The organism is Pedobacter sp. KACC 23697, assembly GCF_045348445.1.
GTDB lineage: Bacteria > Bacteroidota > Bacteroidia > Sphingobacteriales > Sphingobacteriaceae > Pedobacter.
The window spans coordinates 2238052-2254838 of the sequence record NZ_CP157485.1; the positions used below are offsets into that span (position 1 = coordinate 2238052).

17 protein-coding genes are annotated in these 16787 nt (G+C 37.3%); 6 read left to right on the plus strand and 11 right to left on the minus strand.

Going from position 1 to position 16787, the window contains the following annotated elements:
- Positions 1-42: 42 nt before the first annotated feature.
- The 3 genes from ABEG20_RS08740 to ABEG20_RS08750 form a co-directional block, all read right to left on the minus strand.
- A complete protein-coding gene (locus tag ABEG20_RS08740; protein ID WP_406826988.1) occupies positions 43-987 on the minus strand; it encodes a phosphoribosylaminoimidazolesuccinocarboxamide synthase in 945 nt (314 codons plus the stop codon).
- A gap of 384 nt (positions 988-1371) precedes the next feature.
- Positions 1372-1650 (minus strand): hypothetical protein, encoded by a 279-nt coding sequence (locus tag ABEG20_RS08745; protein ID WP_406826989.1) that lies wholly within the window; start codon positions 1648-1650, stop codon positions 1372-1374.
- Positions 1651-1744: 94 nt separating this feature from the next.
- Complete coding sequence (locus tag ABEG20_RS08750; RefSeq protein ID WP_406826990.1) at positions 1745-2704, minus strand: PhoH family protein; 960 nt, start codon at positions 2702-2704, stop codon at positions 1745-1747.
- Positions 2705-2807: 103 nt separating this feature from the next.
- On the opposite strand from ABEG20_RS08750, the gene ABEG20_RS08755 reads away from it, so the two are divergent.
- The 3 genes from ABEG20_RS08755 (at position 2808) to ABEG20_RS08765 (ending at position 4435) form a co-directional block, all read left to right on the plus strand.
- On the plus strand, positions 2808-3587 hold the full coding sequence (locus ABEG20_RS08755) for an S-adenosyl-l-methionine hydroxide adenosyltransferase family protein (RefSeq protein ID WP_406826991.1): 780 nt from the start codon (positions 2808-2810) through the stop codon (positions 3585-3587).
- 193 nt (positions 3588-3780) lie between these two features.
- Positions 3781-4308, plus strand: coding sequence for a hypothetical protein (locus ABEG20_RS08760; protein ID WP_406826992.1), 528 nt, complete (start codon positions 3781-3783; stop codon positions 4306-4308).
- Positions 4289-4435, plus strand: coding sequence for a hypothetical protein (locus ABEG20_RS08765; RefSeq protein WP_406826993.1), 147 nt, complete (start codon positions 4289-4291; stop codon positions 4433-4435). Before ABEG20_RS08760 ends, ABEG20_RS08765 begins: the two co-directional genes overlap by 20 nt.
- 68 nt (positions 4436-4503) lie before the next feature.
- Here ABEG20_RS08765 and ABEG20_RS08770 read toward each other — a convergent pair whose 3' ends face one another.
- From ABEG20_RS08770 to rpe, 4 genes are all read right to left on the minus strand, one after another.
- Entirely contained in the window at positions 4504-5454 is a 951-nt protein-coding gene (locus ABEG20_RS08770) for a D-2-hydroxyacid dehydrogenase (protein WP_406826994.1), read from the minus strand.
- A 76-nt stretch (positions 5455-5530) separates the two neighbouring features.
- Positions 5531-6604, minus strand: coding sequence for a 3-phosphoserine/phosphohydroxythreonine transaminase (serC, locus tag ABEG20_RS08775; protein WP_406826995.1), 1074 nt, complete (start codon positions 6602-6604; stop codon positions 5531-5533).
- A 218-nt stretch (positions 6605-6822) separates the two neighbouring features.
- Complete coding sequence (locus tag ABEG20_RS08780; RefSeq protein WP_406826996.1) at positions 6823-9243, minus strand: carboxypeptidase-like regulatory domain-containing protein; 2421 nt, start codon at positions 9241-9243, stop codon at positions 6823-6825.
- Between the two features lie 173 nt (positions 9244-9416).
- Positions 9417-10085, minus strand: coding sequence for a ribulose-phosphate 3-epimerase (gene rpe / locus ABEG20_RS08785; RefSeq protein ID WP_406826997.1), 669 nt, complete (start codon positions 10083-10085; stop codon positions 9417-9419).
- 352 nt (positions 10086-10437) lie between these two features.
- Here rpe and ABEG20_RS08790 point away from each other — a divergent pair, with 352 nt between their 5' ends.
- Complete coding sequence (locus ABEG20_RS08790) at positions 10438-10803, plus strand: hypothetical protein (RefSeq protein WP_406826998.1); 366 nt, start codon at positions 10438-10440, stop codon at positions 10801-10803.
- Between the two features lie 90 nt (positions 10804-10893).
- On the opposite strand, the gene pnp is transcribed toward ABEG20_RS08790, so the two are convergent.
- The 4 genes from pnp to ABEG20_RS08810 all read right to left on the minus strand — a co-directional run bounded on the left by pnp (position 10894) and on the right by ABEG20_RS08810 (position 14475).
- Positions 10894-13029, minus strand: coding sequence for a polyribonucleotide nucleotidyltransferase (pnp, locus tag ABEG20_RS08795; protein ID WP_205055853.1), 2136 nt, complete (start codon positions 13027-13029; stop codon positions 10894-10896).
- 175 nt (positions 13030-13204) lie between these two features.
- On the minus strand, positions 13205-13489 hold the full coding sequence (gene rpsO, locus ABEG20_RS08800; protein ID WP_025146265.1) for a 30S ribosomal protein S15: 285 nt from the start codon (positions 13487-13489) through the stop codon (positions 13205-13207).
- A 298-nt stretch (positions 13490-13787) separates the two neighbouring features.
- A complete protein-coding gene (locus ABEG20_RS08805) occupies positions 13788-14264 on the minus strand; it encodes a hypothetical protein (RefSeq protein WP_406826999.1) in 477 nt (158 codons plus the stop codon).
- A 7-nt stretch (positions 14265-14271) separates the two neighbouring features.
- Positions 14272-14475 carry a hypothetical protein gene (locus ABEG20_RS08810; protein WP_406827000.1) on the minus strand — a complete coding sequence of 68 codons (204 nt, stop codon included), beginning with the start codon at positions 14473-14475 and terminating at the stop codon, positions 14272-14274.
- A 114-nt stretch (positions 14476-14589) separates the two neighbouring features.
- Between ABEG20_RS08810 and ABEG20_RS08815 the strand changes: the two genes are divergently transcribed.
- Complete coding sequence (locus tag ABEG20_RS08815; RefSeq protein ID WP_406827001.1) at positions 14590-15009, plus strand: acyl-CoA thioesterase; 420 nt, start codon at positions 14590-14592, stop codon at positions 15007-15009.
- A 252-nt stretch (positions 15010-15261) separates the two neighbouring features.
- A complete protein-coding gene (locus tag ABEG20_RS08820) occupies positions 15262-16686 on the plus strand; it encodes an MATE family efflux transporter (RefSeq protein WP_406827002.1) in 1425 nt (474 codons plus the stop codon).
- Positions 16687-16787 lie beyond the last annotated feature (101 nt).

Sequence of the window (16787 nt, forward strand, 5' to 3'; positions counted from 1 at the left end):
TCTCTAATCTTTATTTTACTAATGTATAAATTTCTTTCGAATTTAAAGTGTTTCTAAAGCCCTTAAAACATTAGTTTCAATACGGCTGGAAATGGCATCAGCATCAGCTTTTATAAAGGTCTCTCCTACAATTTTTTCATATAGCTCAATATAGCGCTCTGATATAGAATTTACGATTTCAGGAGTCATTTCCGGTATAGCCTGACCATCTTTACCTTGAAAACCATTTTCAATTAACCACTTACGTACAAATTCTTTTGAAAGCTGTTTTTGTGGTTCATGATTATCCTGACGTTCCTGATAGCCTTCTGCATAAAAATAACGTGATGAATCAGGCGTATGTATTTCATCAATCAGGTAGATTACGCCATCGGCCTTCCCAAATTCATACTTTGTATCTACCAGAATTAAACCGCTTTTAGCCGCAATTTCAGTTCCGCGCTGATAAAGTGCGTAGGTATACTGTTCTAACTGCTCATAATCGGTTAATGAGACAATTCCTTTCGCCAGTATATCTTCCTTTGAAATATCTTCATCATGTCCTACAGAAGCCTTTGTGGTTGGGGTAATAATTGGTTGAGGCAGTTTATCGTTTTCTTTCAATCCATCAGGTAAAGAAACACCACAGACAGAACGTTTTCCGGCACTGTATTCACGCCAGGCATGGCCGGCTAAATATCCTCTGATTACCATTTCTACTTTAAATGGCTCACAGATACGGCCAATAGTAACCATTGGATCCGGAACATCTAAAACCCAATTGGGAACAATATCTTGAGTGGCTGCTAAAAATTTAGCCGCAATCTGATTTAAAACCTGTCCTTTAAAAGGAATCGCCTCTGGCAATACAACATCAAAAGCAGAAATACGGTCTGATACCACCATTATCATGAAACGGTCGGCTATAGTATATACATCGCGTACTTTACCTTTATAAAAATTGCTCTGATTTGGAAAATTAAAATGGGTTTCTTTTTGTGCTTTCATGAGGGGGTAAAAATAGTAAAAAAGTCTGAAAGTCTTTAGTCCGAAGACTGGAGTGAAAAGTCAGAAGATAAAACTATATAAAAAGAGGCTGTATCATAAACATCTTTCTTATCAGTTTGTCATGTTGAGCCTGTCGAAACGACTCGCAAATTTTTACGGAAGATTCTTCGACAAGCTACCATTGACAGAATCCACTTCGCGGTCGTCATTCCCGCGCATGCGGGAATCTTAAAACACTTGCATTACGATTCCCAATCAAGTTGGGAATGACGATCTCTCGAGAGATATACGTACTTAAAATTTATTTGTCAAAGCATATTGATTTTTATGCAATAAATTATCCCTCAGGATGACAATTCAATATTTATGGCATTTCATCTTTCTTTATTTCAAATTATTTAATACCTGTTTAAATTTCTCTGCCGCGATGGTGCCGATATAGTTATTCTTAACCTGAATATCAATATTGTGATTCGATTTAATCAATCGAAGCCGCCCTTTAAAAGCCTGCGTTTGATTAATATCAGTGAACGCCAGCAGCTTTTCAAGCTTTTCTTTTCTGCAAACCCATTCTTCATCATTTTTTGAAACAATCAACCGAGTAGTATGTGGCAATTTCTCAAAAGAAAGCTTTAAATTATTATCCAGATAAATACTTTCCATAATAATAATGTCAGATATAGGGATGTAAGATGGATATTGTTTTTAAAAGACTTCAGTCCTTCTCTTTTTACATTATCTATCTTACATCTCTCATTTATTGAATATCTCCGTAAGCTTTTAAGATATCTTTAACCAGTTTATGGCGAACAACATCTTCTCCACTTAAATAGATGATATCAATACCTTTAATGTCCTCAAGAATTCTTAAACCATTGAATAAGCCCGACATTTGCTTTTTGGGCAAATCAACCTGCGTAACATCACCGGTAACAATAAATTTAGCCGTTGGCCCCATACGCGTTAAAAACATTTTCAGTTGCATATCAGTTGCGTTTTGCGCTTCATCTAAAATTACAAAGCAATTGTCTAAAGTACGTCCACGCATGAAAGCCAATGGTGCAATTTCAATTGTTCTGTTTTCGATATAAAACTTCAGCTTTTCTGCCGGAATCATATCGTCCAATGCATCGTAAAGCGGACGTAAATATGGATCGATTTTTTCTTTTAAATCCCCTGGCAAGAAGCCCAGGTTCTCTCCTGCCTCAACTGCCGGACGGGTTAAAATGATTCTTTTAATTTCTTTATTTTTCAATGCTCTTACCGCCAACGCTACAGCTGTGTAGGTTTTACCTGTTCCGGCGGGACCAATAGCGAATAAAATATCGTTTTTAGCAATACTACTCACCATTTTGCGCTGATTTGCCGTTCTGGCTTTTACCAACAGACCGTTCGTACCAAAAACAATTACCTCGCCACCCCCACCTGTAGCCTGTTCTGCATCTTTTTTTGAAACACCAGAAGCCTTTGCACCCAGTATGGTTTCTACATCATTATTGCTTAGCGAGCTATATTTTTCAAGGTGCGCAATCAGTTGGTTAAACTTCTCTTCAAAAGCCTTAAGTTCCTGTTCATCACCGAGAACCTTAACATCACTACCTCTCGCCACCAGTTTTAACTTTGCGAAAGCACCTTTAATCATTTCGTAATTCTCATTGTTCGCCCCCCAAAAGTGAGCAGGATTTACGCTATCCAGAGTTAATTTTAATTCGTTCAAACTGTAGTATTTTAAAAAGTTATCGGGGTATATTAATTAAAATTTGAATATTTGCAGACGCTTAGGCCTGTACACAAGAATAAGCAATAATAATGAATTTTTAATGGGGATAATTACTTTAACAACAGATTTAGGTTCAAAAGATTTTTACCAGAGTGCCCTTAAAGGTAGTCTGTTGAGTCTTATGCCTAATGTTAATTTAGTTGATATTACCCACGAGGTGCCATCATTCAATATTTCTTATGCTGCCTTCGTTTTAAAAAATGCTTATCCTTACTTTCCAAAGAATACCGTACACCTCATCGGTATAGATTCGGTCTACAGCGAAAACACGAAATACATTGGTGTAAAGCACCGCGATCACTTTTTTGTAGGGGCTGATAATGGTATCTTCTCACTCCTTTTTGATGATGTTCCTGAAGATGTGGTGGAGCTGAATATCATGCAGGATCTAAAATATCTGCACTTCCCCCTGGTTGATATTTTTGTTAAGGCAGCAATACATTTAGCCAAAGGTGGTAAACTGAAAGATATTGGCTTGCCTGTAGCGGAGATTGAGCAAAAGATGCTTTTACATCCTGTGATTGAACGGGATATGATTCGCGGCAGTGTGGTTTATATTGATACTTTTTGTAATGTAATTACCAATATCACCAAGGATCTTTTTACCAAAATTCAAAAAAACAGGGACTTTACCTTATATTTTAGAAAAAGTGAGACGATTACGCAATTAAGCTGGCATTACAATGAAGTGCAGGAAGGCGAAAAACTTTGCCTGTTCGGAATTAGCAACCATTTGGAGATTGCCATAAATAAAGGCAAAGCAAGTGGACTGTTAGGTTTGCATCTTGGTGACATCGTAAGGGTTGAGTTTCATTCTTAAAAGCGGAAAGATTAAAGATGAAAGACTAAAGACCAAAGCGGAAAAAATAAGGAGGAAAAATCGTCATTTCGGAAGGAGTTCAACGATGTTGAAAAATCTATCGAGGCAGATCTCTCACCTTACCAATGAACGAATGACAAATGAACCATTGAACCGGGTAAAACAACTTCTGCTCTTTTCGCGTTTATAGCACATGAAGAAATATGTTTACCTTTTTTTGGTCATCTTATTTAGTTTTAAAGCTTTTGCCCAACAGGATTCTGCAGCTTATGCAGCACAACGGGTTAAAGTAAATTCTTTGCTTCAAGAACGAAGTACAAAATTTGGTCAATATGATGAAAGTTTAACGCAGCGATCTGGTATTTTTGGCTGGCAAACAAAGAAAGATATTAAAAATTCAAATGAGATTCTCCGGCAGGTGGTATTGACGGATAATAATATTTTTAAGGAACTAAAGGTTTTAATGGATTATAAAGACCTACAGAACCAGCAGAAAGTAGCCGTTGCAGACCATTCACAAGAGCGGATTGAAGCTTATATGACTACCATAAAAAAGTTACAGGATCAGAATGCACAGTTTAAAGAAGATTTGGAGAAAAAGAATAAAGGTAGCCTATCTACCTATATTATTGCATTTTTGATTTTGGTAATGGCTGGTGGCTTTTATTTCTTCAATAAAAAATTACAGCAATATAAAAGGTATGAAAAAAGTACTGTTTAAAGCCCTTGTTAAAATTAACAATGCCATTTTGCCTAGTTTATACAAGAAAGATCCTAATAAGTTAAGCGCATGGCAAAAGGCTATTTTAGGCTATCGCTATTGGGTATTAACTAAAGCTTTGGATTAACCGAAAATATTATGTTGAGTCCGTCGAAACATCCAAGATCTTTCGACGGGCTCAGAATGACAAATTTGTTATTTCTTAAAATGCTCAATGATCAACGTTGCCAATTCCGTACCAATACGTTCTTGTGCTTCGTTTGTTGACGCACCAATGTGTGGTGTTAACGAAATTTTCGGATGGGTTAAAATTTCAGCTAATGGCGTAGGTTCGTTATCAAAAACGTCTAAACCGGCAAAAGAAACCTGACCAGAATTTAGTGCTTCAATTAAAGCAGGTTCATCAATTGTTCCGCCGCGAGAACAGTTTACAATACCAACACCTTTTTTCATTTTAGCAAATTCTTCAGCACCCAAAATAGGCTTATCAGCAAATGGCGTATGTAAACTCAGGAAGTCACTTCCGGTAATTACTTCCGCTAAAGAAACGGTTTTAATGGGGATACTTACCGTTTTTCCGCCTTGAAATTCCAAGGTGATTTCTGATTCTGAAGGATATAAATCGTAAGCCAGAACATTCATTCCCAAACCTAAAGCTACTTTTGCTGTAGCACGGCCGATACGTCCAAAACCGATGATACCGATGGTTTTACCACTTAGCTCAGTTCCTTTAGCGTAAGCTTTTTTAAGGTTGTTGAACTGGGTAGCGCCTTCAACAGGCATTTTACGGTTGGCATCCTGTAAAAACCTGATACCAGTAAATAAATGTGAGAATACTAATTCAGCTACTGATAAAGAAGAAGCAGCCGGCGTATTTACTACTGCAATACCCTGACTTCGTGCGTATTCTACATCAATATTATCCATACCAACGCCACCTCTACCGATTAATTTGATATTGGGTACGGCATCAATCAGTTCTTTTCTAACTTTTGTTGCACTACGAACGGTAATAGCATCATAGTTTTTTAAAGCTTCAGCTAATTGATCTTGTGCAATAGTTTCGGTATCTACCTGGAAACCCGCTTTTTCTAATAATTCTTTTCCGATCGGATCAATTCCGTCGTTTGCTAATATTTTAATCATGGTTACTTATGATTGCACAGATTAAATGATTAAAACGATCAAGAAATCGCCTAATCTTCTGTGGTGATAATTTAAATTAATTTGCTTTTGCCTGTTTTTCTTCAAATGCCTGCATAACATCAATTAAAGCATGTACACTTGTAATTGGTAAAGCATTGTACATCGATGCACGGAAACCACCAACACTTCTATGCCCTTTTATGCCCACAATACCCTGCTCTTCAGCATATTTCAAAAATGGTTTTTCCAACTCCGGATTTTCCATGACAAAACAGATATTCATTCTGGAACGGTCTTCTACAGCGCAGGTTCCTTTAAACAGAGGATTGCGATCAATTTCCCTGTAAAGTGCTTCAGCTTTTTGTTTGTTTTCTTTTTCAATTTCGGCAACACCGCCCTTAGCTTTTAACCAACGAAGATTTAATAAGGCAACGTATATAGAAAAAACCGGAGGCGTATTATACATCGAATCATTGTCAATGTGCGATTGATAATTCAACATCGAAGGGATTTTACGGTCAATTTTACCTAATACCTCATTCTTCACAATAGCGATGGTTAAACCAGCCGGACCTACATTTTTTTGAGCTCCTGCATAAATTAAATCGAACTTAGAAACATCGATTACGCGGCTCATAATATCAGAAGACATATCGCAAATAACCGGAATGTTTGTTTGAGGTACTTCGAAAAGCTCAGTTCCATAAATGGTATTGTTTGAGGTATAATGGAAATAAGCACTATCAGCAGGGATTTGAAAATCCTTGGGAATGAATGCATAATTTGCATCTTTAGATGATGCAACTACATTTACATTACCGATAAATTTAGCTTCTTTCAAGGCTTTGGTTGCCCAAACGCCAGTATCCAAATAACTTGCTGTTTGTCCATCTCCCAATAAATTCATTGGTACCATGGCAAACTGTAAACTGGCACCACCCTGTAAAAATAAAACGGAATAACCTGACGGCACATTTAATAATTCTTTTACCAACTTACCTGCTTCAGCAACAACTGCCTCAAATTCGGTTGTTCTGTGCGAAATTTCTAAAATTGATAATCCATCGTTAAAATCTAAAACAGCCTGAGCTGCTTGTTTAAACACTTCTTGAGGTAAAATACAAGGGCCTGCGCCAAAATTATGCTTCATCTTATTATATAATGTTTTATGGGCGTAAATGTAAAATTTTTAAAGCAGTTATGCCCACAAAATCGTCACCTAAAAAATTAAATTTTGTTAAAAAAAAGCTATAAATTGATTGATTTATTGCAGTTTTTATAATTAAACGATTTAATCTAAATATTAAATATTTAGGTTATAATTAAAAGTTGTATTGGGTTTAAGTCTTGAAAATCCCATCAAACTGGCTAATTCTTCAACTTTACAATCAACTTCAGGTTAAACTGCCTCCCTGTTAAATAATTTGGAATCGCATATTGAACATTATCTACATCTTTCAGCCACAGATAAGAAACCGTATTATTAATATTCAGCATATTAAAAACTTCGAAAAACAGAATTACAGCATTAAAATTTCTATCCAGGAATTTTGGTTTATGCATAGCTGCATCATCTAAAAAATCTTTCGAAAAACCGATATCCACACGTTTGTAAGATGGAACATAAAACTTATCTAAATATCGTGGAGTTTGTGATGGACCGATGGGCAAACGCGAGCCATAAAGTGCATTAAGGTGAACTTTATAAGTGGGGCTATTCAAGAGCCTGTCCTGAAAAAATATGGAAAAATTAAGGCGTTGATCTGTTGGCCGCTTTAAATAACCAGGATAAATTGTCGTTCCATTCTGAACATAACTATCACCAATGATATCTTCATTGGCGTGCATTACCGACATTCTGAAATAGGAAACCAGATCTTTAACAAATTCACCACCAATGCTAAAATCGGCTCCATAGGCGTAACCACGAGATACTTCATTTGCGAGGTACTTGATCCTCAGGTTATCAATTTTGTAAGGAATTAACCTGTCAGAATATTTAAAATAGGCTTCAGAAGTGAATTTCAGCCTTGTTCCAAAACCATCGAAAGCATAATCATAACCTATAGAAGTGTTATAAGACCGCTGTGCTTTTTGATCTGTGTTTAATATCCCGGAAAAATCACGGATGGTCCGGTATGAGGGGGGCTGACTATAAACACCTGCAGTAAACCGCAATATTTTATTGTTGGAATTTGGGCGGTAAGCAACTAATACCCTCGGACTGATCAGCAACTGTTTGCTTAAAGAACTGTAAGTGGCACGTGCCCCCAACTGCAGTTCGGCTAAACTGGAAAGCGAATAACTATCCTGAATATAAGCGCTATAATTTTTAATATCAAGGTTATTCTTAACGTTAATTACATTTTGTAAAGTAATATTTTTAGCATTATTGGGTAAAATATATCCTGCAGAATCGGTATAGCTATATTCATTCAACTGATCTCTGTACTTAGACTGGTCAAATTTCAGTCCCCATGAAAAAACATGACTGTTAAAATTCTGATCGACTTTTATTTCTGAAGCAAAAATCTGGGTATTTAAACTATTCCTTCCGTAATTATAATAACTCCCTATTCCCCTGCTTTTGCTAATCTGTCCAAAATTCTCGCCGTAAACACTATGATCTACTTCGGCAAAAATATAGCTTCCGTTAATATCAAAACGCTCCCGTTCAATGGTATTGAAATAGCTGTTTATAAATTTAACTACCACATTTGGTTTAGGCGAATAAGCAGCAGTAATGGCACTACCAAAGGTCTGATAATCATCTATTTCCTGTCCGGTATAGTCAACATCCAGTTTAAGTGTAGTACTTAAGGTACCAAACTGGGTTTCCCGATTGGTAGGCAACAACTTAAACTGACCAATATTGAAATTGCTTAAAAAGCTGACGTTAAATTTTGGTGAAAAATCGTACTGGTAAAGCACTTGTGCATCAGCATAATCAGGATTATAGCTTCCTTTCTCATCCTGCTTAATTAAAACACTCGTATTATTTTTGTATCGCAAACCTGCAAGTAAAAAGCTGTTTTGGAACACCCTCTTTGTACTTAGTGAAGTATTTAACAAACTCGTACTTAATATGGTTTGATTACTATCTGGCTTATCATACCTGATATCCAAAACCGATGAGAGTTTGTCGCCATATTTTGCTTCAAAGCCACCTGCAGAGAATTTTGCTTTGCTCACCAAATCTGAATTGATGAAACTTAAACCCTCCTGCTGCCCATTGCGGATCAATACTGGCCGGTTAATTTCTACATCATTGATGTAAATCAGATTTTCATCAAAATTACCTCCCCGAACGCTGTACTGAGCACTTAATTCGTTATTTGTAGATACCCCAGGCAGGGTTTTAAGCATAGTTTCGAAATTGCCGGAAACTAAAGGCATAAAGGAAACATCGCCAATATTAATAGTAGTGGCGTTACTTAACTGATTCTGTTTATTAACTATATTAACCTGTTCTAATTCGTTAATGTTGGCCATCAAGCTTACCTGCCTGATAATCCGCGCACCCGAACGCGCACTGAACTCAACTGTTTGCGGCTGGTATCCCAGGAGCGAGTATTTGATACTAAACGTTTTTGATTTGGAGTAAATCGTATATATCCCAAATTCATCAGTAACTGTAGATTGCGCCTGCCCCAGAACGGTTACCGTAACCTGCGCTAAAGGTAACTTTTCATCACTATAAACTATTCCTGAAATCCTAACTAAAGGCTGAGCGACAGCAAAACTGAAACCAGCAATCAACAGAAACAGGATGAGCCGAAATTTGAGCATTTTTAGTATCGGGATGTAAGTGTATCGGGATGAAAGTATTAATTATCAAGATAAAAAGTATTGGGTATCGGGATGAAAGTATCAGGTATCAGGATAAAAATGTCGGGATAAGAATATCAAGACAATTATAACGCTATGCTCCTTATTACCAAAACAATTTAGCGATAAAACAATTAAATACTTATACTCATGGTTAACCGTTTCATCTCCGCAATCGTTTCTGTTGGATTATCTGTTGCAAAAATTGCGTTTCCAGCTACAAAAGCATTAGCACCGGCTGCCATTAATGTAGCAATATTCTGTAAACCCACGCCACCATCAACCTCTATGATCAGGTTTTCATTTACCCCTTGAATCATCACTTTTAAATCCTTTATTTTTTTATAGGTATTGTGAATGAAGGCCTGGCCCCCAAAACCCGGATTAACCGACATAATCAATACCAGATCTAAGTCTTCAATCACATCCTGAAGCAATGTTACCGGTGTATGTGGATTTAAGGCCACACCCGCTTTACAACCAGATGCCTTAATTAACTGGATCGTTCTGTGCAGATGTGTGCAGGCTTCATAATGCACCGTAATTCTATCGGCTCCTGCTCTGGCAAAATCCTCAATGTATTTATCAGGCTCCACAATCATTAAATGTACATCCAATGGTTTGAGAGCATGTTTTTTAACTGCCGCCATAACCGGGAAACCAAAAGAGATATTCGGAACGAAAACACCATCCATCACGTCAACGTGAAACCAATTGGCCTCACTTTGATTAATCATTTCAATATCGCGCTGTAAATTTCCAAAATCGGCAGAAAGTATGGATGGGGCTATTATGTATTTCATTTAATTATCTTTTAGTCTTTTAATTTTAATTCCGCTATTCATTTTTAAAATTATATTTATCCATTATCTTCACCCTGAATTCATTTCAGGATACTAATAGCCGGAAAGATGCTGACCACGAAAGAGCTATAAGGCAATTGAAACATTATCTTTACCTGTAAAATAAATCCAATAGCTATCGGATCAGCATGACACTAAGATGCAAGTTACAAAAACTGAGAAAATTTTTAACCAGAATATTAAGTTAATCGCCCCAAAGAAAAAATTAAAAGCCCAAAAATCCATTTAGTACCTTTCAGTAAGTGGTTTTATTAAAAAAGAGTTAACTTAACAGCAATTAAATCATTTACTTATGAAAACAAAACACTTAATTTTTGCTGGTCTCGCAATTTTTATCATGAGCATTGCTTTTGGTTTTACCATCCATAAGCCTCAAACGTTTCCAAAATTCAGCACTTCTAAAAAAGCTGTATGCCCGCCCGGGCCCGGATTTCTCATCACCGCAATGGCAGGCAGTGATTATGGTGGTTACCATTGTGCAGAAGTTGTTTCTGTTTTTGTAGCTAATTCAACCGATAAAATTATAACCGGTACGCCAATTTTTACGAACTCACACTTAACAACTCCATGGCCTGATGGAATTATAACAAATGTTACAACAGGTAAGTCTTACTTTGTTGTGAATGGCATAATAATGGGAACAGCAATTCCCTGCTAAAAATGTTTTATAAATAATAAAACCCTTTCAGTAAACTGAAAAGGTTTTATTATTGAGATGCTGAAACAAGTTCAGCATAATGATTACCGATTAAGCTTTTGGTGCAGCTGGTTTTTCTGGTCTTGGTAATAAAACTTTACGCGAAAGTTTCATTTTACCTTGTTTATCGATGTCTAACAATTTAACCTCGATTTTATCACCTTCTTTCAGTACACCATCCATGGTTTCTAAACGCTCCCAAGAAATTTCAGAAATGTGTAATAAACCATCTTTACCTGGCATTACTTCAACAAATGCACCAAACGGCATAATTGATTTTACTTTACCCTGGTAAATTTCTCCAATTTCTGGTTTAGCAACAATATTACGGATACGGGTAACTGCTGCATCGATTGCTGCTTTATTATCAGCAAATACTTCTACAATACCTTTACCATCAACTTCCTCGATCGAGATTGAAGCACCGGTTTCGCGTTGCATTTCCTGAATAATTTTACCTCCAGGGCCAATAATTGCACCAATAAATTCTTTATCGATAGTTAAAGAAACGATACGCGGCGCATGTGGTTTGTAATCTTCGTTAGGTGCTACGATGGTTTTCTTCATCTCGTTTAAGATGTGTAGACGACCTTCTTTAGCCTGCAACAAAGCTTTGGTTAACACTTCGTAAGATAAGCCGTTGATTTTTAAGTCCATCTGACAAGCAACAATACCATTTTCGGTACCGGTTACTTTAAAATCCATATCACCTAAATGATCTTCATCACCTAAGATATCTGAAAGAATAGCATATTTACCAGTTTTCTCATCGGTAATTAAACCCATTGCAATACCCGAAACCGGAGCTTTGATTTTAATACCCGCATCCATAAGTGCCAGTGTACCCGCACAAACAGTTGCCATTGATGATGAACCGTTAGATTCTAAAATATCAGAAACCACACGAATGGTGTAAGGATTTGCCTCGCCTTGTGGTAATACTTTTTTCAACGAACGCTGAGCCAGGTTACCGTGACCAATTTCGCGACGGCCAGCGCCTCTGTTTGGTCTAACCTCACCTGTAGAGAAACCCGGGAAATTATAGTGTAATAAGAATTTCTGGTAGCCATTAAAGAAAGCGCCATCAATCATTTGCTCATCATCTTTGCTACCTAAAGTAACTGAAGTTAAGGATTGGGTTTCGCCACGTGTAAATACAGCTGAACCGTGAGCTGCTGGTAAATAACCAACTTCACTCCAGATTGGACGGATTTCAGTAGTTTGGCGACCATCTAAACGGATACCTTCATCCAACAATAAATTTCTGATGGCATCATACTGAACATCGTGATAATAATGTTTAGCCATTGCTTTGGTTAAATCAGCGGTATCTTCAGGCATGGCCTCGAAGAATTCGTTAATAATTGCTGTAAAACCTTCTTTACGAACATCTTTATTACCACCGGCTTTAGCTACTGCATAAACTTTATCGTAAGTATCGGCGTAAACCTTTGCTTTTAAATCAGCATCGTGATCTTCGTGGCTGTATTCGCGTTTAACGGTTTTGCCTGTTGCTTCAGTTAATTCAACCTGAACAGCACATTGAACTTTAATGGCATCGTGTGCAAATTTTAAAGCTTCAACCATTTCATCCTCCTGGATCTCGTCGCACTCACCTTCCACCATACAGATATCGTTAGCAGAACCTGCAACCATAAACTCAAGTGTAGCTCGCTCTAAATCACTGGCAAACGGATTGATAACCAATTTACCATCGATTTTAGCCACACGTACTTCAGAAATGGGGCCGTTGAAAGGAATATCAGAAACTGATAATGCAGCTGATGCGGCTAAACCTGCCAAACAATCTGGCATGATATTTTTATCAGCAGATATTAAAGAAATCATCACTTGTGTATCAGAGTGATAATCCGAAGGGAACTGTGGACGTAAAGCTCTATCCACTAAACGGGAAATTAATACCTCGTAATCAGATAATCTTGCTTCACGACGTAAAAAGCCACCTGGAATACGGCCGGTAGCTGCATATTTTTCCTGATAATCAACCGATAAAGGTAAAAAATCAGTACCTGGCTTAGCACCAACAGTAGATACAACTGTTGCCAGCAACATGGTATCACCCATTTTTACTACAACCGAACCATCAGCCTGTTTAGCCAGTTTACCTGTTTCAATTTCTACAATTCTGCCATCGCCCAAATCGAACGATTTTTTTATTACATTCATTTAATTAGAATTATGGTGTGTTTTCCTCTTTCTACACACCGTTGTTTATATAAGTTTTGTTTTTGCAAACGCAAGATAGGATTAAAAAAGCCTATCATAACAAATCCCGTTAAAAAAATTAACAGGAAATTAAAAAGCCACTCCCTTAAGAATGGCTTTCGCTGATAAAATTCGCTTATTTTTGTTTAATGATATCACGTAGCGATAAAGCTTTGATGATAGCACGGTAGCGCTCAATATCTTTTTTGTATAGGTAAGCCAAAATACCGCGGCGTTTACCTACCAATTTTTGAAGTGACAACTGAGTAGAGAAATCTTTACGATTTTTCTTTAAGTGTTCTGTTAGGTGCGCAATACGGTATGTAAATAACGCTACCTGACCTTCTGCAGAACCCGTATTGGTTTCTACTTCGCCGTGTTGTTTAAAGATTTCGGCCTTCTTTTCTGGACTTAAATACATTCTTGAATAATATTAAAGCAATAAAAATTAATTAATTGTGGCGCAAAGATAAGGTTCTTTTTATTCAGAAGCAAGTATTTATTGAATGATAAGTTAAAGTCCATTTTAGTTGGTTTAGGGTAAAGCAAGATGCTGCACTATCGGTTGCTTCACTCCCGCCGTTGCTGCAATCTTTTTGCTTTCCTGCTTGCTTTGTCATCATTGCCAGAAAGAGCTTCGAAGCAATTTAATTCGGCAAGTAAAGCAAAAAGGATTTCCACTAAGTCGGGTTTAGGAAACTTAAGGCAGTAAAAGAAACTTAACTTCTCTTATTAATGCGCTCCAACTCTAAAACATCTAATTGATCTTTCGGCCTGTTCGTAGCCCGTTTATTATCTAGTAAATGGTTATAATGCAAAAACCTTGCTTTAATGCCATTAATTTCATCAACGGTAGCCATTTGAAAATACTCATCGAATTTTCTTTTGTCAAGCCCCGGAATATCTGTCATCAAATCTGCATACATACCATCATCCATTACAACTTCACAATAACCGGCAATGATCGGCACATCTAATAACATATCATATCTGCCATAACCCATTTTATCGAGGGCATAAATCAGATTTTGTCTATTATCTTTAGTATCCTTAAGATAAATATCTAGATCGCCTGTAGTACGGTTATAACCATATCGGTTAACAGCAAAACCTCCAACGATTAGATAATTAACATTGAACTGCTCAAATGTTTCCAACAACAAAAGCATTTCAAGATTTTCTTTATCAAAAGACATAATGCAATTATATGGCAGGCTTACGGATTATAAGCCCTTTGCCTTGCGGAGATTTTAATGGCTTACCACCGTTCATAGTAACTGAAATGTAATTAAGCTGTATAACGTTAAAAAAACGCTGCTCGGGGGTACGGCTCAAATAAATAGCATCACGTTCCTCAACGATTGATTCGCGTGGAATATTAATATCATATAATTTGAGTTTTCCCATTTTCATATCAAAAATAGCAAAAATCGGCAACTAATACATTAATTTTTTTCCGCATTAAGCAAGTAATTCCTTACAATCAAGCTTTATTTATACTTTTGCTGAAAACATTTATCCTTGGAAAAAAATCAATACAGCATATTTGAAAGCGAATTACGCGTCCGCCCGGACGATATAGATATGTTTAATCACGTGCATAACAGCAAATATTTAGATTATGTACTGGCGGCACGTTATGAGCAGATGGAAAAGTTTTACGGAATGCCTTGGGAGCATTTCACCAAACAGGGTTTAGGCTGGGTGGTAAGCCACGTGGATATCAATTTCAAACGCCCGTTATTAATGAACGATTTAATGCTGATCAGGACGGGCATTTTAGCGATGAACGATAAAGGTTGCTCAGTCCAGTTCGAAATTATTAATCAGAAAACTGGTAAAATCGCATCTGACGGGATCTTTGATTATGTGCTTATCGACTTAAATACAGGCAGAGGGACAAAAGTTAGCGAAGAAATGATTGAAGCTTACAGTATATAAAAAAATTGTCGTAAAGGGATAATTCATTCATTAGCTGGCTGGCAAACAATCGTCCACAAAAAAATCTGTTTAAACGTAATTTGACGTTTAGATTTTTTCTTTATCTTTGACCTATCAAAAAGACCAGAGCCATGATAGTATCTGCAATCCGTTTGAGGTTCTAAATAACCGAGGATTCCCTCCTGTTTTAATTTAGGTATGTACGCTTCATAGCGTATCATTGGTTTATACATCAAATTTATTATATATTATATGTCACAGTCCACAAAGGCACAGGGCAAACTATCGTCTTTTTTCGATATCCTGGTACAGTCTTTAAAAGGTCACGAAGTTGATTTAACTTCAATCAGTATTAAACGCGCTATTATTTTATTAGCCATTCCGATGATGCTGGAAATGGCTATGGAGTCGGTTTTTGCTTTGGTTGATTTATACTTTGTTGGCCACCTGGAAAATAGCAGTCATGCTATCCAAACGGTTGGCTTAACAGAATCGGTATTAACCATTATTTATTCCTTGGCCATTGGCCTGAGTATGGCGGCAACCGCGGTTGTGGCACGGAGAATTGGTGAGAAAAACCCTGAAGCGGCATCAAAAGCTGGCATGCAGACCATTTTGATAGCTGTTTTTATTAATGTTATCATCAGCATCCTGGGCTTAATTTATGCCAGAGATATCCTGTTGCTCATGGGCGCTTCAGTAGCGACCGCAGATCAAGGCGTTACATTTGTGCGCATTATGATGGGCGGAAGTGTCATTATTGTTTTGCTATTCTTAATTAACGGGATTTTTCGTGGCGCCGGTAATGCAGCAATTGCTATGCGGAGTTTGTGGATCGCCAACATTGCCAACATCATCCTCTGCCCTGTTTTGATCAATGGCCTAGGTCCAATACCTGCATTTGGCTTAACAGGTGCTGCCATTGCCACTACCATTGGTCGTGGTCTGGGCGTTATCTATCAGGTATACCATTTGTTCAACGGAAAAAATGCTTTAAAAATCATCATCAGTCACTTTATTCCCGACTGGAAACAGATTAAAGCCATTATAAAAATTGCTGCTCCAGCTATCTTTCAGTTTGTTATTGCCAGCTGTAGCTGGGTATTTCTGGCCGAACTGGTGGCCACCACAGGTGGCGATACCGGCTCGGCAGGTTATCAAACTGCACTACGCCTCATGATGTTTTTTATGTTACCAGCCTGGGGCTTAAGCAATGCAGCCGCTACTTTGGTTGGACAGAATTTAGGTGCAGGCCATATAGATCGTGCAGAAAAATCGGTATTCCAGACCTTGAAATACATTATTATTTTCATGGCAATAGTAAGCGTGCTGTTCTTAACCTGCGGACATTTGTTCGCTGCATTTTTTACTGCAGATGAAAATGTGGTTGCCGTTGCTGGTAAAGCTTTAAAAATTTTAAGCATTGGTTTTGTGATTTATGGGGCCGCAATGGTATTCAACAGTGCTTTTAATGGTGCCGGTGATACCTGGACACCAACCAAAATTAATGTTTTCGCCTTTTGGCTCTTCCAGATTCCATTGGCATACTTTTTAGCAAAATATTTAGAAATGGGGCCGACAGGCGTTTTTATTGCGATCCCAACAGCTGAGGCAGGTATTGCGGTTGCGGCATTTATTTTGTTTAAAAAAGGTAAGTGGAAGAAAACGATGGTTTAATTTTTTAATTTCAGTTTGCTACGAAAACACGGATTTACCCTGAATGGGTTTTGCAAAAAATTAGAGAACTAAAATTCCCTTGTTTCTGTAGCAAATAATTT